The following is a 21,972-nucleotide window of genomic DNA, read 5'->3' on the forward strand; positions in this document are numbered from 1 at the left end:
TCCGTCGCAGTTGATCCCTTACTATGCCTCAAAGTTCCCGCATCAGATCCTGCGGGGAGTGGCCGAGAAATGCTGAAATACCTCGCTAAAATCTCGATGGATATTTTCCCCTCGGTGCTCGCAACGATCATCGGGGCCTACATCGTCAATCATTACATCAACGCCAAGCCGGCGGCGGATGCGCCAGCCGCGGTGGTGGCGCCTGCCCAGGCCGGCAAGAACGGCAAGCCTGCCGATGTGGCCAACCTCCCGGCCCCCGGCGTCAAGGCCAAGGGTATTTCCGAGAAGAACGTGACCGAGAAGGCAGCGGTCGAGAAGGCTGCCGACAAGCCGGCCGAGCAGCCTGCTGCCGAGACCAAGGCTGCGGATTTGGCGCCCGCCGAGACCACCCCCCGCGGCCGCGTGTCGGCGCGTGAGAAGGCAGCGGCCAAGTCCAGCTCGGCGCCTACCCCGGCTGTTGCTGCTCCCGCCACCGTTCCCGTGGTGGAGGCCAATTCGGCTCCGTCCGTTGCGCCTGCGGCCGCGGGCCCCGATGCCAACGATCTCGCGCGCGCCGCAATCGAGCGCCTGCGCAAGTTCCCCGAGAGCAAGTCGGCAGAAAAGCCGGTTGAGCCCGCGTCGCAGTCGCAGGAGGCCGCTCGCACGCCCGAAGCGCCTCGTGCCCAGGAGGCTCCGCGTGTCGTGACTGCGGCGCCGTCGGCCGTGCGGCCGCTTCCACCTCCGATCACGGTCTCGACCCCATCCCCCGAAGCTTATGGCAACGGCGCTTCCGGTAATGGCGCTTCGTCGCCGGCTACCTCGCCCTATACGTCCTCGGTCGGCAATGACGATCCAAATCGGTTGACGCCGCCAGCGGATATTCCGGTCCCGGTAATCGCGCCGCCGCTCGACCTGCGCGCCGACGCCGGCGCGCCCGCGCCGCGGCCCAAGAGCAATGTCGCCGACGAGATGCTGTCCGGCGTCAAGTCGATGTTCCACGCCGTTCTGCCCAAGAACGTCACCCCGGACTAGCTCGTCTCCATATAGTTTCGGTCCACGAGCTCCAACGTTCGCCGCACCATGCCGTCGAGAATCGTCACCGACTCGCTCGGACGCACATGTATTGCAGTGGACTTGAGCAACCACGGCAAAACCGCCTGTTCGAGCCGCTCCTCATAGGCGGGGCGCATCATCTCAAATGCCTGCAGGCCGGAGCCCGCCAGGATGACATGCTGCGGGCGCAGCACCGATATTGTTACGGCGACCGCCTCTGCAAGCGCATGGCCTGCTTGCCGGAATAAGTGCGCGAGGCGAGGATCGCCGTCCATTGCTCGCTCGCGCAGCAGAGCCATCTGCGCCTCGGACGGCTGCTGTGATAGCGCCGGCGGCAGGTCAAGGAAGGTGCGGGCATCTCGATAGAGCGCATAATCGGCGAGATGGGCCTCGATGCAGCCACGCTGGCCGCAGCGGCACTGAGGGCCGTTCGGCGCCAGCTTGACATGGCCGATCTCGCTGCCGGCGCCCCAGCGCGCCTCGCCGTCGATCACGACGCCCATCCCGACGCCGTGGCCGACCATGATCGTGGCGGACAGGCCCTGGGCCAGTGCCGGCTCCGCGGCCGCGATGGCCAGCGCAACTGCGACGGCATCATTCGCCATCACGACCTCGACGCCGAATGCCTGACGTATCGGCTTCGCCAGTTCGACGTCGGTAACCGAGAGCGCCGGGCTCCACAGATGCCGGCCGGTGTCGGCGTTTACGATGCCCTGGAGCGCGATCCCGATACCAAGCAGCCGATGGCGCGGCGTGGCCGTCGCTTCGAGCATGGAGTCGATCTGTGCGATCACGAGGTCGCACAGCGCGGCTGAATCGAGCGCGCGCGTCGCGAGAGCGAGCCGCGATTGCGCCAGGTCCGAGCCACTGAAATCCGCGATCAGTGTCTCGATCTGGTTCATGCGCAGCGAGACCGCAATGATGCAGCCAAACGCCGGGTTCAGGGTCAGCAGCACCGCCGGCCGGCCGCGGCGACGGCCGTTCTCCGCGTCCTCCTCGTCGGTCTCGCCGGGCCACGACATCGCCGTGCCGGTCTCGGACTCGGCTTCGCACAGCAGCTCATCCGAGATCAGCCGCGCCGTTATGGCTGAAATGGCCGGGAAGCTCAGCCCCGTGCTGCGCGCCAGCTCCACCCGCGGCGATGGTCCCTGGCGTCGCAAGACTTCGACGAGACGGCCACGGTTCGATCCGCGAGCCACGCCTGACGCACGTTTCGGTGGCTCGGGTTGGTCATCCATGCCGCCGGTTTTTAATTCGTTTGCGAAGTTAATCAATGTCGGGAACCTTTAAATTCGGCCCGGGAAATTAATCGGCCGGACCGAGGTGGAAACGAGAAAAAGTGGTGCTCAAAAGTCGCACTATCATACCTTATTGCTACTCCTGCACGAGGGTTGTAGCAGAAACAGCCTTGACCAGAGAGCTTTCCCCGGCAATTAATTCATCGCGTAAATAAAATAAGGCGCGTAAACGCCGCGCTACCCCTCATGCGGGGTGATCAAAAGGGAGGATGCCCGTGAAGCACTCAATGAAGAAATTGATCGTCCCGTTGTTGGCGAGCGCAACCGCGCTCGTGATGGCCATCGACGTGGCGCAGGCCCAGCAGAAAAAGACCATCGCGCTGGTGACCAATGCCGCGGCCGATTTCTGGACCATCGCCGGCCGCGGGCTCGAGAAGGCTCAGAAGGAGCACCCGGAATACGATATCCAGTTGATCGTCACCAACGATGCGACCGCGGCGGGCCAGCGGCGTGAGCTGGACGACCTGCTGGTGCGCGGCGTCGCCGGCATCTCGATCTCCGTAGACGATGCGCCACATGCAACCGAAGAGCTCAACAAGGTTGCGGCCAAGACCGTGCTGATCACGACGGATAGCGACGCGCCGCAGAGCAAGCGCCTCGCCTATATCGGCACCGACAACATCGCGGCCGGGCGGCAGGCGGGCGAGGAGATCAAGAAGGCGTTGCCGAGCGGCGGCAAGATCGCGCTGTTCGTCGGCACGATGGACGCCGATAACGCCCGCGAGCGGGTGCAAGGTATCAAGGAAGCGATCGCGGGCACCAAGGTCGAGCTGGTCGACGTGTTCACCGACCAGGTGGACTTCGCCAAGGCCAAGGCCAACATGGAGAACGTGCTCGTCAAATATCCGGACATTGCGCTGTTGTCCGGCCTTTGGAGCTACGAGACACCGCTGATCTATGACGCGGTCAAGGCGGCGGGCAAGGCCGGCAAGGTGAAGATCGTCGGCTTCGACGAGGATCAGCGCACGCTGCGGGGAATTTCCGACGGCACAATCGAGTCGACGGTGGTGCAGCAACCGTATGAATTCGGGTATCTCTCCGCCGTCAACATCATCAAGACGCTGAACGGCGACAAGTCCTGGATTCCGGCCGACAGCAAGCTGATCGTGCCGACCCAGGTGATCGGCAAGTCGAACGTCGCGGAGTTCACCGCTCATATGAAGGAGCTGCTGAAGAAGTGATTTTCAGTACCTTTCGACGTCCGGCTGGCACAACCTGTCGGGCGTCGGACGGGAGGAAATGAATGGCGGAAATCCTGTTCGAACTCGCCGGGATCAGCAAGTCCTACCCCGGGGTCATGGCCCTCGACGATGTCAGCCTGCGCGTGGACCGCGGCGAGGTGTTAGGCCTGATCGGCGAGAACGGCGCCGGCAAGTCGACCTTGATGCGCGTGCTTGGCGGCGTGATTGCGCCGAGTGCGGGCGTGATCCGCATCGGCGGCACTGACCATGCCCGTATGACGGTGAGCGAGGCGACGCACGCCGGCATCGCCTTCGTGCACCAGGAACTGAATCTGTTCGAGAATCTCGACGTCGCGGCCAACGTCTTTATCGGGCGCGAGAAGCTTACCGGCGGCGCGCTGAAGCTGGTGGACAACGCGCAGATGCGTGCCCGCGTGACGCCGCTGCTGGAGCGGCTGGGAGCCGATTTCACGCCCAACACCCTGGTCGACAACCTGTCCATCGCGCAGCGTCAGATGGTGGAGATCGCCAAGGCGCTCTCGATCGACGCCCGCGTGATCATCATGGACGAGCCGACCTCCAGCCTGACCATTTCGGAGACTGAGCGGCTGCTGGAGGTGATTGCCGATCTGAAGGCGCACGGCATCGCCGTGATCTACATCTCTCACCGGCTCGGCGAGATCATGACCTGCGCCGACCGCGTCGTGGTGCTGCGCGACGGGCGCACGGTGGGAGAACTGGCGCGGCACGAGCTCAACCATGCCGCGATGATCCGGCTGATGATCGGCCGCGACCTGAAAGCACTGCATACACCGCCAAAACTACCCCCGCAGCCGGGCGGCTGCGACATCGTCGGCCTCGTGACGTCAGCCTTTCCCGATCGGCAGATCGATCTTTCCGTGCGGCATGGCGAGATCCTCGGACTGGCAGGGCTGGTAGGTGCTGGTCGTACCTCGCTTGCCCGCGCGGCCTTCGGCATCGACCCGCCACTAGGTGGCGAGATCAGGATCGACAACGCGCCGGTCGATGTCGCATCGCCCCGGGACGCGATCAGGCAAGGCATCTATCTGGTGCCGGAGGACCGCAAGAAAACCGGACTCGTGCTGGAGCTGCCGATCCGCGAGAACGTGACGCTGGCGAGCCTGCTGAATTACGCGCGGATGTGGCTGGTCAGCGGGACGGCCGAGCGCAATGTCGCGAAGGAACAGGTCAGGCGGCTCTCCATCAAGGTGCCGAGCATCGATATGGAGGTCGTGACGCTCTCCGGCGGCAACCAGCAGAAAGTCGTGCTGGGCAAGTGGCTCTCCATGCAGCCGCGCGTGATGTTCTTCGACGAGCCGACCCGCGGCATCGATGTCGGTGCCAAGAGCGAGATCTACGCGCTGATGCGCGAACTCGCCGACCGGGGCGTCGCGATTGTGATGATCTCCTCCGACATGGAGGAGGTCATCGGTGTCTCCGACCGGGTCGCGGTGATGCATGAAGGCAGCGTCAGCGGTGTGCTGGAGCGCCCGCAATTCAGCGAATACAACGTGCTACGGCTTGCAATGGGCCAGCCGCTGGAACCCATGGAAGCCGCTGCGCCATGAACAAGAAAGAACTTGGCCTCGGCTTGCTGCTCGTGGTGATTTCCGTCATCACGGGCGCGATCAATCCGGCCTTCCTGTCGCTGGTGAACCTGTTGAACATGGCCAATCTGATCGGCCTGTTCGGTGTGTTTGCGCTTGGCGAGGGGCTCGTGATCATCACCGGCGGCATCGACCTTTCGCTCGGCTCGATGTTCGCGCTGCTCGGCGTCGTATTCGTAGATCTTCTGACGACCTACGAGATTCCCTGGCCCTTGGCACTGCTGGCCGTGCTGCTGGGTGGACTGGCGCTGGGAGCCATCCAGGGTTTCCTGATCACGCGGCTGAAAATGCAACCCTTCATCGTGACGCTGTGCGGGTTGCTGATCTATCGCGGCGCCGCCCGCTACTATACGACCGATTCGACACGCGGCTTCGGCTACGGTGACGAGGCCGGGACACTGAGCAACATCGCCTCCGGCAATGTGGCGGGCGTCCCGAACACCTTCATCCTCCTCATCATCCTTGCGCTGATTCTCGGCGTGCTGCTGCACCGTTCGGTCTACGGGCGCTGGCTTTATGCCGTCGGCAAGAACGAGGAAGCCGCGCGCTTCTCCGGCATCAGCACAAATATCGTGATCGCAACCGCCTATATCATCAGCGGCGGGCTCGCCGGAGTTTCAACAGTCTTGTTCGTGTTCTACACGAACTCGGTCTCACCGAGCTCCTTCGGCAACTTTTATGAGCTCTACGCGATCGCGGCTGCCGTCCTGGGCGGGTGCAGCCTGCGCGGCGGCGAGGGCTCGATCCTCGGGATCGTGCTGGGGACGGCGCTGCTCCAGGTGCTGCAAAACCTCGTGAATATCCTGGGTATCCCCAATTCCCTGAACTTCGCGGTGATGGGGACGGTGATTCTGCTCGGCGTGTTGGCCGATCAGCAATTGCAGGCGCGGCGGCGGCGCAAGATGGCGCTGGCTGGCGTGGCCCCCACGGCACCGCGATCGAAACCGGCGCAGGAAAAAAACCAGGATGCATCGCCGCGCAGCGCGGCTGCATTGCCGGCGAGAACGGGCGATCAGGCATGACAGATCCAGGCTCCAGTTGAAGCAGGGCCGCTTCGTCGGCGGCTGCTGGAGAAGGAGCACGTTCCGGGCTCGTGGGCTTGGGCAAGGACGTGAGGCAAGAACAACAAGGCCCGAGACGGCGGGAGGACGAGAATATGTTGCGCAGGTTTGTAAGCATCGCACGTGTATGCGGTGTGGGGATTGCTTTCTCATCGTTGTTGAGCGGGACAGTGCAGGCGGCCGATTTTTCAACGAAAGCGGCTCCTGTTCCTTACGCTGTGGGCGACGATTTCTGGACAAGACCGTATCTGTTCGGCGATCTCGGCAGGACCAAGCTGAAGGAGCAGGGCATCGATCTGGGTCTGACGCTGGGTGACGAAGCCGTCGGCAACGTCTCGGGTGGAAACAGGAACACCGCAGCCAACGCCGGTCAGTTGTGGTTCGGCGCGAAGTTCGATCTGGCGAAGCTTGCCGGCATCCCCGGCGGCACGGTCGGCCTCACGCTGGTCGACCGCTTCGGCGACAATCTGAACAGCGAAGCGGGTATTCCCGCGCTCCAGTTGACCAACGAAGTGTTCGGCCGCGGTAATATTCTGCGCCTGACACAGCTCTACTATTCGCAGAAGCTGTTCGATGACCGCCTTGAGCTCAAGGGCGGCCGTCTTCCGGTCGGCTCCGACTTCTTCTTCGGTCTGTGCGAATTCATCAACCTGACGTTCTGCGGCGGCCAGCCCGGCAACATCCAGGGCGGGTACATCTATAACTGGCCGGTGAGCCAGTGGGCCGGTGTCGTCCACTACAAGGTGGCCCCGGAATTCACGGTTTCGGTCGGCGTCTACGACGCCAATCCGAAGTATCTGACGACGGACGAAGCTACCACCTACTTCTTGCCGGGCGTTCCCTCCTCGAGCCCCGCCAGCGGCGTGTTGGTGCCGGTTGAGTTGGTCTGGACGCCGAAGGCTCCCCTGAATGGCACCTGGAGACTTGGCGGCTGGTATGACAGCGCGTCGACCATCGATGGTGGCCTGCCGGGTATCATCACCACCATCCCGGGCACCGGTGGTATCCCGGATCAGAATCTCGGAGATCAAAGAGGCCGCTACGGCATTTACGAGTCGATCGTGCAGCGGTTGACCGTCGATGGTCCGGGCGCGGTGGGTTGGTATACCTTCCTCAATACGACGTGGGCCGATCACCGGACGTCGTACCAAGACTACCAGATCGCCCTGGGCTTCAGGCATACCGGAACGTTCGCCTGGCGTCCCCAGGACGAGGTCGGCTTCGCGGTGGGCACAACCCATGTGAATTCGGCCGCGCTCAGCCCCAATGCCGACGGCAACGAAGTTCCGCTCGAAGTCTGGTACGGATGGCAGGCGACGGGCTGGCTGAACCTCAAGTTCGACGCGCAGTATGTGATCAATCCCGGCGGGCGCGGCTACAACGCCGCGGGCGTGAAGACCGACAATGCCGTGGTTCTCGGCATGCGCACCGAGGTCCACTTCTGATCCGGCGTCATCCCGTGTCGAGAGGCCCCGCCATAGCCAGGGCCTCTTGAACGCTCCGGATCAGCCGCCGACGCGGGCAAGGCCGCTGCGGGCCGCCTCGTCGCGCGGACGAAGGGCGACGGCCCTGGCGTAGGACGCCGCCGCCTTGGTCTTGTCACCGAGCTTCTCGTAGGCCTGCCCCCGTGTCGTCCAGACCTGGGCGTTGTGCGGATCGGCCTCGGAGGCCTCGTCGAGATCGGCGGCTGCTTCCTTGACCTTGCCGATGGCGAGATAGCTGATGGCGCGGCCGAGCAGCGGTTCGACCTTCTGCGGATTGAGGCCGCTCGCCGCACCGAAATCGGCGATCGCGAAATCATGCTCGTTGTTGCCTTGGTAGACCAGGGCACGGCCGTAGAGAGCCTGCGCATTGTAGGGATCGAGCGTAACGGCGCGGTTGAACTCCTCGAGCGCCGCGGCCGTGTCACCCGACTTGGCGAGGGCCTGGGCCTTTGTCGTGTGGCTCTGTGCTTCGCTGACGTTTCCGGCGCTGACGGCGCTCTCGGAGACGGCCGGCTTGGGCTCCTCCCGCGGCTTGTCTTTCTCGGGCATCAGCGAACCCAGGTCGAAGGAGCAGCCGGAGAGAGCGATCGCGACCAACACCAAAGCGAGCAGGCGTTGCCAGGGTCGACACGACCGTGCAAAGCCGGGCTCGGGGAAGGGGAAGGCCATCTACGGTTCGCCCGCGCGCTGGTGCCGCATCTGTGGTGCCCGTCCCGGAAAAGGCACCGCTCACAAAATAATAACGCGGGCACAGGGCCCGCGTCATCGAAAACTCAGTCTTGCAATTCCGGCAAGATCAGCGCGGTCCGCGCGGACCTGCACCCGGGCCGCCACGACCGCCACGCTCGCCGCCGGGGCCAGCGCCGAACACCGGCTTCGGCTTCATCGGCAACAGGCCTTCACGCTGCAGCTTCTTGCGGGCCAGCTTGCGCGCGCGGCGCACGGCTTCGGCCTTTTCGCGGGCCTTCTTCTCGGAGGGCTTTTCGTAGTGACCGCGGAGCTTCATCTCGCGGAAAATACCCTCGCGCTGCATCTTCTTCTTCAGCGCCTTGAGGGCTTGGTCGACATTGTTATCGCGAACGAGAACCTGCACGCGGCATCCTCTTCAGTGGATCGGATTTGAATTCTGGTAAGTCTAAGGGGATGGCAAAACGCGCAGGCCCTTAACCTTGAGGGCGCGTCTGTATCAGACAAAAGCCGCGATGTCCACCTGCCAAGCAGGTTTTCGGACCAAGTTCAGCCATTAAATCAGGCGAAATTACCCCCTGTGCGGCCTTGATTTGGGTGGTTTGGCGCCAAGGACGGGCTGTTCCCGGACGACTCGCGCCGGAAACCAGAAAATCAGGGGAGGACGCCACATGGACATGAAGAAATACGCGGCCGAGGCGATCGGCACGTTCTGGCTGACATTTGCAGGCTGCGGCAGCGCGGTGATCGCCGCCGGCTTTCCCCAAGTCGGCATCGGCCTGGTCGGCGTGTCCCTGGCCTTCGGCTTGAGCGTCGTCACGATGGCTTATGCGATCGGCCACGTCTCGGGCTGCCATCTCAATCCGGCCGTCACGGTCGGTCTCGCCGCCGGTGGGCGTTTTCCGGCGGGGCAGATCCTGCCATACATCATCGCACAGGTCTGCGGTGCGATCGTCGCCGCCGAGCTGCTCTACGTGATCGCCAGCGGCGCGCCCGGCTTCGACGTCACCAAGGGCTTTGCTTCCAACGGCTATGATGCGCATTCGCCCGGCCAATACAGCCTGGTCGCGTGCTTCATCACCGAGGTGGTGATGACCATGATGTTCCTGTTCGTCATCATGGGCTCGACCCATGGCCGCGCGCCGGCGGGCTTCGCGCCGCTCGCGATCGGGCTTGCGCTGGTGATGATCCATCTCGTCAGCATCCCCGTCACCAACACGTCGGTGAATCCGGCGCGCAGCACCGGACCCGCGCTGTTCGTCGGCGGCTGGGCTTTGGCGCAGCTCTGGCTGTTCTGGATCGCGCCCCTGATCGGCGGTGCGCTAGGCGGGGTGATCTATCGCTGGCTCAGCGAGGAGCCGGGCGGCGTTGTCGCCGGCGCAAAGACGGCGTGATCGCAAAGCGGGATCGCGGGCGTCAGCGCGGTCCCGCCACCGGGCCTTACTTGGATTTTGAAGGCCAGACTTCGGTGACATGGCCCATCTTGCGGCCGGGGCGCGGCGCGCCCTTGCCGTAGATGTGCACGGTCGCGCCCGGCACGCTCAGCCATGTTTCGTAATCATTGATCTCGTCGCCGATCAGATTGGTCATGGTGACGATGTCGCCGTGGCGCACCGGCTTGCCGAGCGGCCAGCCGGCGATGGCGCGGATGTGCTGCTCGAACTGGGAGACGGAGGCGCCGTCCAGCGTCCAGTGTCCGGAATTGTGCACGCGCGGGGCGATCTCGTTGACCAGTACCTTCGGTCCGGAGCCGTTGGCGAGCACGAACATCTCCACCGCCAGCACGCCGACATAGTCGAGCGCGGTGGCAATCTTGCCGGCGATGCTGCGCGCCTCCTCGGCGAGTGCATCGGGAATCGGCGCGGGCGCGCGGGAGATCTTCAGAATGTGGTCGCGGTGCTCGTTCTCGGTGACGTCGAAACATTCGACCTGACCTGCGGCGGAGCGCGCGGCGATCACCGAGATCTCGCGCTCGAACGGCACGAAAGCTTCCAGGATCGCGGATTTGGTGGCGAGGCTGGTCCACACCTTGGCGATGTCGTCGCCTTCGCGGATGATGGCCTGACCCTTGCCGTCATAGCCGAAGCGGCGGGTCTTCAGCACGGCCGGCAGGCCAATCTTTGCGATCGCCTCGCGCAACGACGCGACGGAGGTCACGTCGGCATAAGCAGCAGTGCCGATGCCGAGCCGCGTCACAAAATCCTTCTCGGCGAGCCGGTCCTGGGTGGTCTCCAGGATCTTGCGATTCGGCAGCACCGGGCGGCGCGCATCGAGCACCATGGCGGCCGCCGACGGCACGTTCTCGAATTCGTAGGTGATCACGTCGACGTCGTTGGCGAACAGCTCGAGTGCCTCGACATCGGCATATTCGGCGCAGGTCGCGTTCAGCACGACGTCGAAGGCCGGCGAATCCGGATCGGGCGAGAACACCTGGCAGCGCAGGCCGAGCCGCGAGGCGGCCATTGCCAGCATGCGCCCCAATTGTCCGCCGCCGAGAATTCCGATGGTGTCGCCGGGCTTCAGCTTCACCTGCTTTCCGTCAGTCACGCCTTGTCCTCCGGACGCTCGGCGACCGCCTCGGTCTGCGCCTTGCGCCAGGCGGCGAGGCGATCGGACAGCGCCGGATCGGACAGTGCCAGCACGGCGGCCGCAAGCAGCGCCGCGTTGATCGCGCCCGCCTTGCCGATCGCGAGCGTGCCGACCGGGATGCCTGCCGGCATCTGAACGATCGAATAGAGCGAATCGATGCCCTTGAGCGTCCTGGATTCGACGGGCACGCCGAACACCGGCAGTTCTGTCAGCGCCGCGGCCATGCCGGGCAGATGCGCCGCGCCGCCGGCGCCGGCAATGATGACCTTGAAGCCTTCAGCTTTGGCGCCTTTGGCGAAACTAAACAGCCGGTCCGGGGTCCGGTGTGCCGAGACGATGCGGGTTTCGCAGGCAACCCCGAGCGCTGCGAGCGTATCGGCAGCATGCCGCATCGTCTCCCAGTCCGACTGGCTTCCCATGATGATGGCGATCGGCGCGGTCATGTCGTCAATTGTGCTCGGGAAAACAGAAACATAGGCCAGATTAACGGTTCCGGCCGGCGGCTCGCAAGGCGGTGGCAAGGAGAAGGGAATGCACTATCCTGTCTTGGTGAATCCCCGCAAGCCTTCATTGAGCAGGAAGCCCATGAAGAAACCAAAAAGGGCGACCGCTGCGAAGGCCAAAAAGGGCCGAAAAACCAGCGGGAGCCGACCCAAAACGGTCTCCAAGCGTTCGGCGGCGCCGGTGCGTCGTCGCGCCTCAGCCGCTGACGATGTCGAGGATACCGTCAAGGCGACCATTCGTGGTCTGCGCAGCAAGCTCAAGGAGGCGCAGCGTCGGGTCGCGGAACTCGAGTCGGCTGCCGACACCGATTTCCTGCTCGACATTCCCAACCGGCGCGGTTTCGAGCGCGAGCTCCAGCGCGCCATCGCCTACATGAAGCGCTACCGCGCCAGCGGCGCACTGATCGTGCTCGACGTCGACCGGCTGAAGCCGATCAACGATTCCTTCGGCCATGCCGCCGGTGACGAGGTGCTCAAGGCGATCGCCAGCACGTTGACGCGACAGATCCGCGCGTCCGACGTGGTCGGCCGTCTCGGCGGTGACGAGTTCGCGCTGCTGTTGTGGAATCTCAGCGAGACCGACGCCAAGGCGAAGGCTGTGATCTTCGAGCAGGCGGTCGACGAATTGTCGTTCGTGTTTCGCGGCCAGCACGTGACTGCGGGCGCCTCTGCCGGCGTCGCGCTGCTCGGCCCGCAATCCGATGCAGCCCGTGCGCTGGAAGAGGCAGATGCCGCCATGTATGTGCGCAAGGCCCACCGGCGGCACGAGCCGCGGATCAGGCTTGTCAGCAGCGAGCGCTAAAGTGTCGCGAGATCTTCCGGCACATTGCCGAATTTGCGCAGCAGTTTGGCGTCGCCGAATTCGCCGGTCATGGGATCGCCGCTGCGGCTGAATGCGACGGCGCCGATATGGCCGGCGGTGTGCGCCAGGTTCTCGGCGCGCCGTAGCGCGGCGGTCGATGTCTGGCATTCCTCCGCGGTGCCCGCGACAGGCGATCCATCGGCATCGATCAAAAAGGGCATTGCAACGTAATAGGTCAGATCGGACATGGCGTTGCTCCGGTATCAAAAACTAGGCGGCGCTGCTCCGCGCCTTGCTGCGTGAGGTTTCCGGAATGCAGCCGGCCGAGATCGCCGCCCGCAATTCCTCGAGCTCGGCTTCGAGATATTCGTTGGCCATGATCAGCGCCTTGATGGTGCTGCGCAGATTGCCGTCGCACATCGCGATGGCCTGATCGCAGGCTTGCTCATAGTGGCTGTTGTCGAAGAGGGCGGTTGCGGACATCGGCGTTTTCCTGGGCGGTTGGGTGTGAATGTTCCCTCTTTGTTCTTATTGAGTCAAGTGGAATCGAACGCCGTCGCGTCGCGTCGCAGCAAGACGCAGGCAGTCGGATCAGGCGATGATGTCAGGCGTGATCTGGTCTTCGATGAAGGCGATGCGGTCGCGTAACAACAGCTTGCGCTTCTTCAACCGCTGCAACCGCAATAGGTCGGGTGCTGGCGATTGATGCAGTGCATCGATCGCCGCATCGAGATCTCGGTGTTCCTGCTGCAACCGGGCGAGTTCGGCTTCGAGCTCGCGCTCGTCTTCATTGGTCATGTCTGCGGTGGCCGAAAAACCGATAGGCGTGAGATTAAGGCTGTGGATGCCCTGTGGAAATTATCGTCCTTGCGCGGCGTGATCGCAAGCGATCTGGATCGTCGCTCACCGTTCTCTCGCAAGATATTTCGGTGGATCGCTCAACGCTGCCTGCGTAAGCACTTTGATATCATGGATTTTTTGCCACGTGGTTCCTTACTCACGCTTCATTACATATGAAAATTCAAAAATGACGCTGCGACGACGGATACCCATCGACAGAACGAATCGGTGATGTACACTTCCTCGTCCGGATCGAATCCAAGGTTCACCCCTACCGAGGAGGTTTCGAATGACAATTCAGGCACATCTGGTTGAATTGGAACGGAAGCATAAAACTCTCGAAAACGAATTGCACGAAGCTCTCGTGCACCTTTCAACAGACGACCTGCAAATTGTTGAGTTGAAGCGCCGGAAGTTGATGGTCAAGGACCAGATCGAGCGTCTGAAGCACACCGGCGACACGCTTCACTAGTAACCCCCCGTAACAGCGTAGAGTTTGACCGTACCCTTTCGCGCAGGGATGAGGGCTTTTGCGTTCATCCCTGCCGCAAGATGCGCGCTGCGCAACGATCGTTGCGCGGCGGATTCTTGTTTTGACGCGTTTTCTCGCGCGAACCGGTATCTGCTTCGCTCGAAAACGCTCTAGATATTTGCGAGCTCGGCGACGTGATCGGCGATCGCGAGCGACGATGTCAGTCCGGGTGATTCGATACCGAACAAATTGATCAGGCCTTCGACGCCATGGTCGCGCGGGCCCTGCATTAGAAAATCCTGCGTGGCGACAGCTGGCGGCACGATCTTCGGGCGAATGCCTGAATAGCTCGGCATCAACGCGCCATCGGGCAGCGTCGGCCAGTATTTGCGGATCGCCGGATAGAAGCGCTCGGCGCGCGACGGATCGACCTCATAGTCGATCGTCTCGATCCATTCGACGTCGGGGCCGAAACGCGCCTGTCCTGCCATGTCCAGCGTCAGATGCACGCCCAACCCGCCGGGCTCTGGCACCGGATAGATCAGATGCGAGAACGGTGCCCTGGCGTTACAGCTGAAGTAATTGCCCTTGGCGAGGTAGGCCGGCGGAATCCGCTCCAGCGGCATGCCGTCGATGTGGCGCGCGACCGTCGTTGCCGATAGCCCGGCGGCGTTGACGAGAAGGCCGCATTGCAACGTCATCGGCGCCTCGCCGCCAGCGTCGATCTCGATGATCCCACCAGCCGCCTTGGCGCGGATCAGCGGTGTGTGAAACGCGAAGGCTGCGCCCGCCTCTTCCGCCTCGCCGCGCAGCGAGAGCATGTAGGCATGGCTGTCGATGATGCCCGTCGAGGGCGACAGCAGCGCGGCGTCGCAGGCCAGTGCCGGCTCGAGCGCGCGTGCGGCCTCGCCCGAGAGCAGCTGCATGTCGAGCACGCCGTTGGCCTCGGCATGCGCCTTGATCGATTGCAGCTTCTCGGTTTCCTTCGTGCTGGTCGCGACGATCAGCTTGCCGCAGTTCTTGTGCGGGATGCCGCGCTCGCCGCAATAGCGGTAGAGCGCGTGCTTGCCGCTGACGCACATGCGCGCCATCCAGCTTCCGGCGCGGTAGTAGATCCCGGCGTGGATCACCTCGCTGTTGCGCGAGGAGGTGACGGTGCCGATCGCCTCGGCTTCCTCGAGCACGATCACCTCGCGCCCAGCCTGTGCAAGCTTTCTGGCCACCGCGAGCCCGACCACGCCGGCCCCGATGACGACGCAGTCGACCCTATCCATGGTCGTTCAGGATGCTCGTCATGGGTTGCGCCGGGACTTCGCCGGGAAAGCGGGCCCGAAGGATGTTCTCCATTAAGGAAACATTTATCATGTCAGGGCAATTGCCGTATTTCTCGTCACATTTTTCCGTCGTTCTTACAGGCGTTTACCCGATCCAAACCCGTGAAGCCAGACAATCCGCAGTTGAAATCGCGGGTGGCTGATGGCTGAGAAGAACTGGCACGCGGGCAGCACCATTCTGATTGCTGTGCAGGTCGTCGTGTGCCTGTCCGGAGCGATCACGCCTGCGCGCGCCTTTGCGCAGTCCGAACCGTCCGCGCCGGAGGCCTATCTCCCCGGGCTCGATCCCAGCCTGGTCTGGGAGGCCCTGATCTGCGGCATTGCCGTCTGCTCGCTGCTGGTGGCCATCGGCGTGTGGATCAATTCCGCATTGCACCGGGCCAGGCGTTCGCAGTTGCGGCGTAACGCCTTCGTCTCCTCCGCCATGAACAACCTGAACCAGGGCGTGGTGATGACGGATGCGCAGCGGCGCATCATCTTCTGCAATGACCGCTATCTGGAGATCTACGGCCTGTTGCGGTCGGAGCTCTGGGCCGACATGACCGGCTACGACATCCTCGAGTTGCGGCGCCAGCGCGGGGTGCTCGGCGGCGTCTCCGACGACGAATTCTACGAGAAGGCGGCAAGCCCCAACGGCCTGATCACCGAACTGCCGGACGGCCGGGCCATCCTGGTGAAATATTTCGAGCTGCCGAATGGCGGTTCGGTGGCGACGCATCTCGACGTTAGCGAGCAGCGCATGCTGTCGCGGCAACTCGCCTCCACGAAACAGTTTCTGGAAACCGTGCTGGACCATGTGCCGGCCTGCGTCGCCGCGAAGAGCATCGAGGACGGCCGCTATATCTTCGCCAACAATGCCTATGAGCGGTTCTGGGGCTTTTCGCCGGACCAGGCCGTCGGCAAATGCGCGCGCGAGCTGTTTGCGCCGAGCTCGGCGGCCAGCATCGAGGCGACCGACCGGGCGGCGCTCATGGCGCCCGACGGCCAGTACCGCAACGAATTCGAGGTCGAGCGCGGCTCGGAGCGGCGCATGGTCGCCTCGATCCGCATCGTCGTCCGCAACGAGAGCAACAAGCCGGAATTCCTGCTGCTCGTGTTCGAGGATATTACCGACCGGCGTTCGCTCTCGCAGGAACTGGAGAGCACCAAGAAGTTCCTCGAGCTCGTGGTCGACAACATCCCGGTGGCTCTGATCGTGGAGCAGGTCAAGGATGGGCGCTATCTGCTCGCCAATCGCAGCGCGGAGACGATCCTCAACCGCAAGCGCGAGGAAGCCACAGGCTTGACCGCCTCCGACATCTTCAACGCCAAGGAAGCCAAGCTGATCATCGCGCGCGACGAGGCCGCGATCAAGAAGCGCGGGATGGTCACCGAGGAACATCCGATCTCCACCAAGGATGGCCTGCGGCTGTTCCTCACCCGCCGCGCCACCGTGCTCGGCGATGGCGGCGAGCCGCAATATCTGATCAAGACCCACGAGGACGTCACCGACCGGCGGCAGACCGAGTCGCGCATGGCGCATATGGCCTATCATGACGGCCTCACCGACCTGCCGAACCGCGCCGCCTTCCTTCAGGCGCTGACCCAGATGATCGAGGCCTGCGAGGGCACCAACGAGGAGTTCGCCGTCCTCTGCGTCGATCTCGACGGGCTGAAGGAGGTCAATGACGTCTTCGGCCATGCGCTCGGCGACAAGCTGCTGATCGAGGTGGCGCAACGGCTCCAGGACGCCGCGCGCGGCGGCGTGGTGGCGCGCCTGTCCGGCGACGAGTTCGGCCTGATCATCGACGGCAAGCAGCCCGAGGCCGGCCTTGCGCTGGCGCAGCAGCTCGGCGACGCCGTCGCCCAGGAATTCCAGATCGACGGCCGCGCGGTGCGCGCCGGCGTCACCACCGGCATGTCGGTCTTCCCGCACAACGGTGCCGACGGCGCCTCGCTGCTCGCCAATGCCGGTGCGGCGCTGTTCCGCGCCAAGCAAAAGTCGCGCGGCACGATCAGCCTCTACCAGCCCGAGATGGACCAGCAGATCCGCGATCGCCGCGTGCTGCATCAGGACCTGTCGAAAGCAATCAAGAACGGCGAATTGTCGCTCGCGTTCCAGCCGCAGGGCATCGCGCGCGACAGCGTTGCCGAGAGCGAGATCATCGGCTTCGAGGCCCTGGCGCGCTGGGCGCATCCGGTGCGCGGCCAGGTTTCGCCGGCTGAGTTCATCCCGATCGCGGAAGAGAGCGGCCTGATCGTCGAGATGGGCGAATGGATCTTGCGCCAGGTCTGCCGCGAGGCGGCGTCGTGGCCGAAGCCGCTTCAGGTTGCGGTCAATCTGTCGCCGGCGCAGTTCATGCACGGCGACGTGGTCGGGCTCGTCCATTCGATCCTGATCGAGACCGGCCTTGCGCCCGGCCGGCTCGAGCTCGAAATCACCGAGGGCGTGCTGATCGAGGACTTTGATCGCGGCTTGGCGTTGCTCCGCCGGCTGAAAGCGCTGGGTGTCCGCATCTCCATGGACGATTTCGGCAGCGGCTATTCCTCGCTGAGCTATCTCCAGGCGTTCCCGTTCGACAAGATCAAGATCGACCGCGCCTTCATCATGAATCTTGGCCGCAACCCGCAATCGGCGGCGATCGTGCGTGCCGTGATCGATCTCGGCCACGGCCTGGAAATGTCGATCATCGCCGAGGGTGTCGAGACCATCGACCAGCTCGCCTTCCTCGCCAAGGAGGGCTGCGACGGCGTGCAGGGCTATCTGCTCGGCAAGCCGCTTCCGATCGGCCAATATGCCGGCCTCATCGGCCGGGTCGAGGCCATGGAGCTTGCGCTCAAGACCGGCTAGTGGTGGCGGGCGTATCCTTTCGTTCCTCTCGACGGCTTCATGGCGGATTACGACCTAGCGATCATCGGCGGCGGCCTGAACGGTGTCAGCCTCGCACGCGATGCTGCGGGCCGCGGCCTGCGGGTGATTCTGATCGAGCAGGGCGATCTCGGCGGGGCCGCGTCATCGGCGACACCGCGGCTGATCCATGGCGATCTGTCGGTGCTGGAGCGGCGCGGCTTGTGGCGGGTGCGCCGGGCGCTGGCCGAACGGCGCACCTGGCTCCGGATCGCGCCGCATCTGGTGCGGCCGATGCGCTTCGTGATCCCGGCCCATTCCGACGAGCGTCCGCCCTGGCTGCTGCGCGCCGGCCTCTATGCCTATGACAGCCTCACCAACCGGGGCGGATTGCCGGCATCGGCCACCCTCGACATCACGCACCACCCGGTCGGCAACGCCCTGAAGCGACCGTTCGGCATCGCCTTCGAATATGCCGATTGCATCGTCGACGATTCCCGCCTGGTGGTGCTCACGGCGCTGGATGCCGCCGAGCGCGGCGCGGTGATCAAGACCGGAGCGCGTTGCGTGCGCGCTGACAGGACCGAGATCTGGCGGCTTGCGGTGGTCGATCGCGGTCATCGCCGGGTGATCACGTCGCGTGCGCTCGCCAATGCCAGCGGCGGCTGGACGTCGATGGTCGCGGAGACCGTGATGCGGCAGCCGCAGCCCGCGATGGCGGCGGTGCAGATGAGCCAGATCATCGTGTCGCGGCTGTTCGAGTCCGACAATGTCTACGTTTTCCAGAACGGCGACGGGCGGCTCATCTTTGCAAGCCCTTTCGAGCGCGACTTCACGCTGATCGGCACGATCACGCATGCCTTCACCGGCGATCCCGCGATCGTCGCGATGCCTAGCGCCGACGTCACCTATCTCTGCGAGGCGGCGAGCCGCTATTTTCGTGAACGCGTCGCGCCGACCGATGTGGTGCGGAGCGTCTCCGGCGTCAACCTGACGCCGGCGGCGGCGCGACGACGCGACGGGACAACGCTGTTCCACGCGCGCCGGCGCAAGGCCCCGCTGATCACGATGTTCGGCGGCGACGTCACCACCTCGCGGTTGCGCGCGGAGCGGGCGGTGACCAGGCTGACGCCGTTCTATCCGATGTCGCCGCGCTGGACCGCCGGCGCAGCGCTGCCCGGCGGAGACTTTTCCTGGGATCGCTTCGACACCGAGGTCGACGTCGCGCGCGACCGCTGGCGCTTTCTGTCGGAGCCGCAAGCCCAGCGCCTGGTTGCAGCCTACGGCTCGAGACTGCCGGCTGTGCTCGGCGAGGCGACGACACGCGACGAGCTCGGCCCTCACTTCGGCCCCGAACTGACCGGCGCCGAGGTGCGCTATTTGATGGCCCACGAATGGGCGCGCTTTCCCGACGATATTCTCTGGCGCCGCTCCAAGCTCGGCCTGACGATGCCCGAGGCGGACCGGAATGCACTCGCCGCGTTTATGGCGGGCGTGGCTTAGACCGGGCCGCGTGCACCCGGCATCCCTCCTGGATTGCGCGCGCCATGGCGGATGGCGTGGATGATGATCTCCTGGCTCGCGATCTCATAGAAGATGAGAAACGGGTAAGGAGTCGTCGTCAGCCTCCGAATGTCCGGATCGTCGGTTCGGAGACCAATCTCGGGATGCGCCAGCAGCAGGCTAACAATGTTCTGAATGCGCTTTTGGACCCGTGCAGCGCCCTGCGGTGATGTTGCCGAAATGTAGGTCAGAATGGAATCGAGATCGGCCAGCGCGGGAAGCGTGTAGCGGATCTTCACAGGCCGTGCTTGGCCCAAGTCGCCCGGACTTGAGCCTCGGTCGCGAATTCACCGCGCGCAGCAGCCTCTTTGGAGACAGCAATGGCCGACTTCTCGTCATCCGTGAGGATGACAGGGGATTCTGCCTCTGCGCCGGCGAGTTGAAGCACGATCCGGGCAATATCGTCCTGCGCGTCCGACGGCAGGCCGCGCGCAATTTCGAGAGCTTGGTCCAACAGCTTGGTCATGTCGCGAGCATACGCGGTTTGACGTCCGGCATGAAGACCAATTTGGAGCGATCCGCCGCGAACCGGTTGAGCAAAGGCCGATCCGCCGCTAGCGTGCGGCGGCATTTGGGGTTGGCAGGGAACATGACTGACGAGTTGCCCAAAACGGAAGTCGGGGCGGATGCTGCCGATGGTGAGACGCATCGGGCGGCCGACCAGCCGCTGCTGCGGATCGAGGGCGTGACGAAGACGTTCGGGACGTTCCGTGCGGTCGACGGTGTTTCGCTCGATATCAAGGCCGGCGAGTTCTTTGCGCTGCTCGGGCCCAGCGGCTGCGGCAAGACCACGCTGCTCCGCATGCTTGCCGGCTTCGAGGCGCCGGACGAGGGGCGCATTTTGCTTGGTGGCCAGGACATCGCACAGGCGCTGCCGCATGAGCGCCCGATCAACATGATGTTCCAGAGCTATGCGTTGTTTCCGCATCTGTCGGTGCGCGACAACATCGCCTTCGGTCTGAAACGAGCTGGGATGGCGCGCGTCGACATCGCCACGCGCGTGGCGGAGATGGTCGCACTGGTGAAGCTAGAGGGGCTGGAGAAGCGCAAGCCCGACCAGCTCTCCGGCGGCCAGCGCCAGCGTGTCGCGCTGGCCCGCGCGCTGGCGCGCCGGCCGCAATTGCTGCTGCTCGACGAGCCGCTTGCAGCGCTTGACAAGAAGTTGCGTGAAAACACGCAAGGCGAGCTGATGGAGCTCCAGCGCCGGCTCGGCATGACCTTCATCATCGTCACCCACGACCAGGAGGAGGCGATGACGATGGCGAGCCGGATCGGCGTGATGAATGCCGGCAAGCTCGCCCAGGTCGCAACGCCGCGCGAGCTCTATGAGGCGCCGCGCTCGCGCTGGATCGCGGAGTTCGTCGGCGACATCAATTTGTTCGACGCCGAGTCCAAGCTGCGCGACGGTCATCGCCTGGTCATTGGCACGCGTGATGCGGGTACCTTGGTGGTGGCCGAGCCGCGCGAGCCCGTCGGCGAAGGCAAGCTATCGGTGGCGATCCGGCCCGAGAAGGTCAAGCTGTCGCGCCGCGGTCCGGTGAGCGAAGCCGGTCATGAGTCGGCGATCAATCGCCTCGACGGCGTGGTTGCGGATGTCTGCTATCTCGGCGGCACCACCACCTACAAGGTGAAGCTCGATTCAGGCGGGATGGTGCAGGCCTCGGTCGCCAATAGCGCGCGGCTCGATGTCGACGCCTACAGCGTCGACCAGCATGTCGTCGCCTGGTTCACGCCCGATGATTGCGTGGTGCTGCCGTCATGAGCGCGCGCCGCATCTTCGCGCGGCCGGCGCGCTTTGCCGCGATTGCGCCCTATGTCTGGATGGCGCTGTTCTTCCTGGTGCCGTTCGGCTTCGTGCTGAAGATCAGCCTGTCGCAGACCGCGATCGCGCAGCCGCCTTACGAGCCGGTGTTCGACCTGACGGCCGGATGGGCGGCGCTGAAGGCTGCCTTTGCCGCGCTCTCGATCGACAGTTTCAAGCTGCTCGCCTCCGACGACATCTATGTCTACGCCTATCTGCGCAGCCTCACCGTGGCCATCACGGCAACCGCGCTGCTGCTGCTGATCGGCTATCCCATCGCCTATGGCATGGCTCGGCTGCCGCAACGCTGGCAGGCGGTGGCGATGGTGCTGGTGATCGTGCCGTTCTGGACCTCGTTCCTGATCCGCATCTATGCCTGGATCAACATCCTCCAGCACGACGGCCTGCTCAACCAGATCCTGCTGGCGCTGCATCTGGTCAGCCAGCCGGTGGTGTGGCTCTCGACCGACATCGCGATGTATATCGGCATCGTCTATTCCTATCTGCCGTTCATGATCCTGCCGCTCTACGCTACGCTCGCCAAGATGGAGCCGGCTTTGGAAGAGGCGGCCTCCGATCTCGGCGCCCCGCGGCGGCAGGTGTTCTGGCTCGTGACCTTCCCGTTGTCGTTGCCCGGCGTCGGCGCCGGCGTGCTGTTGTGCTTCATCCCGATCGTCGGCGAGTTCGTCATCCCGGATCTCCTGGCCGGCTCCGATTCGCTGATGATCGGCCAGACGTTGTGGCTCGAATTCTTCACCAACAAGGACTGGCCGGTCGCATCGAGCGCGGCGATCGTGCTGCTTGTGGTCTTGCTGTTGCCGCTGTTGCTCTACGAGCGGCTCCAGCGCCGGCAGCTGGAGGAGCGCTGAG

At 64.2% G+C, this 21,972-nt stretch carries 23 protein-coding genes; 12 read left to right on the forward strand and 11 right to left on the reverse strand.

Going from position 1 to position 21,972, the window contains the following annotated elements; genetic code table 11:
- Positions 1-69: 69 nt before the first annotated feature.
- On the forward strand, positions 70-1,011 hold the full coding sequence (locus IC761_RS06265; protein ID WP_195802410.1) for a prolipoprotein diacylglyceryl transferase: 942 nt from the start codon (positions 70-72) through the stop codon (positions 1,009-1,011).
- Here IC761_RS06265 and IC761_RS06270 read toward each other — a convergent pair.
- Complete coding sequence (locus tag IC761_RS06270) at positions 1,008-2,270, reverse strand: ROK family protein (protein ID WP_195802411.1); 1,263 nt, start codon at positions 2,268-2,270, stop codon at positions 1,008-1,010. The genes IC761_RS06265 and IC761_RS06270 overlap by 4 nt on opposite strands.
- Before the next feature lie 287 nt (positions 2,271-2,557).
- Between IC761_RS06270 and IC761_RS06275 the strand changes: the two genes are divergently transcribed.
- The 4 genes from IC761_RS06275 to IC761_RS06290 all read left to right on the forward strand — a co-directional run bounded on the left by IC761_RS06275 (position 2,558) and on the right by IC761_RS06290 (position 7,645).
- Complete coding sequence (locus tag IC761_RS06275; protein WP_246791444.1) at positions 2,558-3,511, forward strand: sugar-binding protein; 954 nt, start codon at positions 2,558-2,560, stop codon at positions 3,509-3,511.
- A 62-nt stretch (positions 3,512-3,573) separates the two neighbouring features.
- Positions 3,574-5,100, forward strand: coding sequence for a sugar ABC transporter ATP-binding protein (locus IC761_RS06280; RefSeq protein ID WP_195802413.1), 1,527 nt, complete (start codon positions 3,574-3,576; stop codon positions 5,098-5,100).
- Complete coding sequence (locus IC761_RS06285) at positions 5,097-6,161, forward strand: ABC transporter permease (protein WP_195802414.1); 1,065 nt, start codon at positions 5,097-5,099, stop codon at positions 6,159-6,161. Before IC761_RS06280 ends, IC761_RS06285 begins: the two co-directional genes overlap by 4 nt.
- 134 nt (positions 6,162-6,295) lie before the next feature.
- A complete protein-coding gene (locus tag IC761_RS06290) occupies positions 6,296-7,645 on the forward strand; it encodes a carbohydrate porin (protein WP_195802415.1) in 1,350 nt (449 codons plus the stop codon).
- A gap of 60 nt (positions 7,646-7,705) precedes the next feature.
- On the opposite strand, the gene IC761_RS06295 is transcribed toward IC761_RS06290, so the two are convergent.
- A complete protein-coding gene (locus tag IC761_RS06295; RefSeq protein ID WP_195802416.1) occupies positions 7,706-8,353 on the reverse strand; it encodes a tetratricopeptide repeat protein in 648 nt (215 codons plus the stop codon).
- Between the two features lie 127 nt (positions 8,354-8,480).
- Positions 8,481-8,777 (reverse strand): 30S ribosomal protein S21, encoded by a 297-nt coding sequence (gene rpsU / locus IC761_RS06300; RefSeq protein WP_027545547.1) that lies wholly within the window; start codon positions 8,775-8,777, stop codon positions 8,481-8,483.
- A gap of 265 nt (positions 8,778-9,042) precedes the next feature.
- On the opposite strand from rpsU, the gene aqpZ reads away from it, so the two are divergent.
- Positions 9,043-9,765: an aquaporin Z gene (aqpZ, locus tag IC761_RS06305; protein WP_195802417.1), complete on the forward strand. Its 723-nt coding sequence runs from the start codon at positions 9,043-9,045 to the stop codon at positions 9,763-9,765.
- A gap of 46 nt (positions 9,766-9,811) precedes the next feature.
- Here aqpZ and IC761_RS06310 read toward each other — a convergent pair whose 3' ends face one another.
- Both IC761_RS06310 and purE read right to left on the reverse strand, forming a co-directional pair.
- Complete coding sequence (locus IC761_RS06310) at positions 9,812-10,918, reverse strand: 5-(carboxyamino)imidazole ribonucleotide synthase (RefSeq protein WP_195802418.1); 1,107 nt, start codon at positions 10,916-10,918, stop codon at positions 9,812-9,814.
- Positions 10,915-11,403 carry a 5-(carboxyamino)imidazole ribonucleotide mutase gene (gene purE, locus IC761_RS06315; protein WP_195802419.1) on the reverse strand — a complete coding sequence of 163 codons (489 nt, stop codon included), beginning with the start codon at positions 11,401-11,403 and terminating at the stop codon, positions 10,915-10,917. The genes IC761_RS06310 and purE overlap by 4 nt, the downstream gene beginning before the upstream one ends.
- A gap of 142 nt (positions 11,404-11,545) precedes the next feature.
- Between purE and IC761_RS06320 the strand changes: the two genes are divergently transcribed.
- The gene (locus IC761_RS06320) at positions 11,546-12,265 is read left to right on the forward strand and encodes a GGDEF domain-containing protein (protein ID WP_195802420.1); all 720 of its coding nucleotides are present in this window, start codon (positions 11,546-11,548) and stop codon (positions 12,263-12,265) included.
- On the opposite strand, the gene IC761_RS06325 is transcribed toward IC761_RS06320, so the two are convergent.
- The 3 genes from IC761_RS06325 to IC761_RS06335 form a co-directional block, all read right to left on the reverse strand.
- Positions 12,262-12,513 carry a hypothetical protein gene (locus IC761_RS06325; protein ID WP_195802421.1) on the reverse strand — a complete coding sequence of 84 codons (252 nt, stop codon included), beginning with the start codon at positions 12,511-12,513 and terminating at the stop codon, positions 12,262-12,264. The two genes, IC761_RS06320 and IC761_RS06325, sit on opposite strands and share 4 nt — an antisense overlap.
- Before the next feature lie 22 nt (positions 12,514-12,535).
- Positions 12,536-12,748 carry a hypothetical protein gene (locus tag IC761_RS06330; RefSeq protein WP_195802422.1) on the reverse strand — a complete coding sequence of 71 codons (213 nt, stop codon included), beginning with the start codon at positions 12,746-12,748 and terminating at the stop codon, positions 12,536-12,538.
- 108 nt (positions 12,749-12,856) lie between these two features.
- Positions 12,857-13,063 carry a YdcH family protein gene (locus IC761_RS06335; protein WP_027553252.1) on the reverse strand — a complete coding sequence of 69 codons (207 nt, stop codon included), beginning with the start codon at positions 13,061-13,063 and terminating at the stop codon, positions 12,857-12,859.
- Positions 13,064-13,394: 331 nt separating this feature from the next.
- On the opposite strand from IC761_RS06335, the gene IC761_RS06340 reads away from it, so the two are divergent.
- Complete coding sequence (locus IC761_RS06340; RefSeq protein WP_008131172.1) at positions 13,395-13,577, forward strand: YdcH family protein; 183 nt, start codon at positions 13,395-13,397, stop codon at positions 13,575-13,577.
- A gap of 170 nt (positions 13,578-13,747) precedes the next feature.
- Here IC761_RS06340 and IC761_RS06345 read toward each other — a convergent pair whose 3' ends face one another.
- Entirely contained in the window at positions 13,748-14,851 is a 1,104-nt protein-coding gene (locus tag IC761_RS06345) for an NAD(P)/FAD-dependent oxidoreductase (protein WP_195802423.1), read from the reverse strand.
- Between the two features lie 202 nt (positions 14,852-15,053).
- Between IC761_RS06345 and IC761_RS06350 the strand changes: the two genes are divergently transcribed.
- The gene (locus tag IC761_RS06350; RefSeq protein ID WP_195802424.1) at positions 15,054-17,741 is read left to right on the forward strand and encodes a sensor domain-containing protein; all 2,688 of its coding nucleotides are present in this window, start codon (positions 15,054-15,056) and stop codon (positions 17,739-17,741) included.
- Positions 17,742-17,780: 39 nt separating this feature from the next.
- On the forward strand, positions 17,781-19,241 hold the full coding sequence (locus tag IC761_RS06355; RefSeq protein ID WP_195802425.1) for a glycerol-3-phosphate dehydrogenase: 1,461 nt from the start codon (positions 17,781-17,783) through the stop codon (positions 19,239-19,241).
- On the opposite strand, the gene IC761_RS06360 is transcribed toward IC761_RS06355, so the two are convergent.
- The gene (locus tag IC761_RS06360) at positions 19,238-19,540 is read right to left on the reverse strand and encodes a type II toxin-antitoxin system RelE/ParE family toxin (RefSeq protein WP_195802426.1); all 303 of its coding nucleotides are present in this window, start codon (positions 19,538-19,540) and stop codon (positions 19,238-19,240) included. The genes IC761_RS06355 and IC761_RS06360 overlap by 4 nt on opposite strands.
- Entirely contained in the window at positions 19,537-19,767 is a 231-nt protein-coding gene (locus IC761_RS06365; protein WP_195802427.1) for a hypothetical protein, read from the reverse strand. Before IC761_RS06365 ends, IC761_RS06360 begins: the two co-directional genes overlap by 4 nt.
- Before the next feature lie 123 nt (positions 19,768-19,890).
- Here IC761_RS06365 and IC761_RS06370 point away from each other — a divergent pair, with 123 nt between their 5' ends.
- The gene (locus IC761_RS06370; protein WP_195802428.1) at positions 19,891-21,063 is read left to right on the forward strand and encodes an ABC transporter ATP-binding protein; all 1,173 of its coding nucleotides are present in this window, start codon (positions 19,891-19,893) and stop codon (positions 21,061-21,063) included.
- Positions 21,060-21,971: an ABC transporter permease gene (locus IC761_RS06375; protein WP_195802429.1), complete on the forward strand. Its 912-nt coding sequence runs from the start codon at positions 21,060-21,062 to the stop codon at positions 21,969-21,971. The genes IC761_RS06370 and IC761_RS06375 overlap by 4 nt, the downstream gene beginning before the upstream one ends.
- Position 21,972: the final 1 nt, after the last annotated feature.

This window comes from Bradyrhizobium commune, assembly GCF_015624505.1.
Taxonomy (GTDB): Bacteria; Pseudomonadota; Alphaproteobacteria; order Rhizobiales; family Xanthobacteraceae; genus Bradyrhizobium; species Bradyrhizobium commune.

What these genes read in the sequence shown, in the direction of transcription:
- IC761_RS06355 (WP_195802425.1), top strand. Translation starts at nt 17,781, where the DNA reads ATGGCGGATTACGACCTAGCGATCATCGGCGGCGGCCTGAACGGTGTC.
- IC761_RS06290 (WP_195802415.1), top strand. Translation starts at nt 6,296, where the DNA reads ATGTTGCGCAGGTTTGTAAGCATCGCACGTGTATGCGGTGTGGGGATT.
- IC761_RS06320 (WP_195802420.1), top strand. Translation starts at nt 11,546, where the DNA reads ATGAAGAAACCAAAAAGGGCGACCGCTGCGAAGGCCAAAAAGGGCCGA.
- IC761_RS06375 (WP_195802429.1), top strand. Translation starts at nt 21,060, where the DNA reads ATGAGCGCGCGCCGCATCTTCGCGCGGCCGGCGCGCTTTGCCGCGATT.
- IC761_RS06295 (WP_195802416.1), bottom strand. Translation starts at nt 8,353, where the DNA reads ATGGCCTTCCCCTTCCCCGAGCCCGGCTTTGCACGGTCGTGTCGACCC.
- IC761_RS06285 (WP_195802414.1), top strand. Translation starts at nt 5,097, where the DNA reads ATGAACAAGAAAGAACTTGGCCTCGGCTTGCTGCTCGTGGTGATTTCC.
- IC761_RS06340 (WP_008131172.1), top strand. Translation starts at nt 13,395, where the DNA reads ATGACAATTCAGGCACATCTGGTTGAATTGGAACGGAAGCATAAAACT.
- IC761_RS06270 (WP_195802411.1), bottom strand. Translation starts at nt 2,270, where the DNA reads ATGGATGACCAACCCGAGCCACCGAAACGTGCGTCAGGCGTGGCTCGC.
- IC761_RS06365 (WP_195802427.1), bottom strand. Translation starts at nt 19,767, where the DNA reads ATGACCAAGCTGTTGGACCAAGCTCTCGAAATTGCGCGCGGCCTGCCG.
- IC761_RS06265 (WP_195802410.1), top strand. Translation starts at nt 70, where the DNA reads ATGCTGAAATACCTCGCTAAAATCTCGATGGATATTTTCCCCTCGGTG.
- IC761_RS06330 (WP_195802422.1), bottom strand. Translation starts at nt 12,748, where the DNA reads ATGTCCGCAACCGCCCTCTTCGACAACAGCCACTATGAGCAAGCCTGC.
- IC761_RS06275 (WP_246791444.1), top strand. Translation starts at nt 2,558, where the DNA reads ATGAAGAAATTGATCGTCCCGTTGTTGGCGAGCGCAACCGCGCTCGTG.
- IC761_RS06280 (WP_195802413.1), top strand. Translation starts at nt 3,574, where the DNA reads ATGGCGGAAATCCTGTTCGAACTCGCCGGGATCAGCAAGTCCTACCCC.
- IC761_RS06370 (WP_195802428.1), top strand. Translation starts at nt 19,891, where the DNA reads ATGACTGACGAGTTGCCCAAAACGGAAGTCGGGGCGGATGCTGCCGAT.
- IC761_RS06335 (WP_027553252.1), bottom strand. Translation starts at nt 13,063, where the DNA reads ATGACCAATGAAGACGAGCGCGAGCTCGAAGCCGAACTCGCCCGGTTG.
- IC761_RS06350 (WP_195802424.1), top strand. Translation starts at nt 15,054, where the DNA reads ATGGCTGAGAAGAACTGGCACGCGGGCAGCACCATTCTGATTGCTGTG.
- purE (WP_195802419.1), bottom strand. Translation starts at nt 11,403, where the DNA reads ATGACCGCGCCGATCGCCATCATCATGGGAAGCCAGTCGGACTGGGAG.
- aqpZ (WP_195802417.1), top strand. Translation starts at nt 9,043, where the DNA reads ATGGACATGAAGAAATACGCGGCCGAGGCGATCGGCACGTTCTGGCTG.
- IC761_RS06325 (WP_195802421.1), bottom strand. Translation starts at nt 12,513, where the DNA reads ATGTCCGATCTGACCTATTACGTTGCAATGCCCTTTTTGATCGATGCC.
- IC761_RS06345 (WP_195802423.1), bottom strand. Translation starts at nt 14,851, where the DNA reads ATGGATAGGGTCGACTGCGTCGTCATCGGGGCCGGCGTGGTCGGGCTC.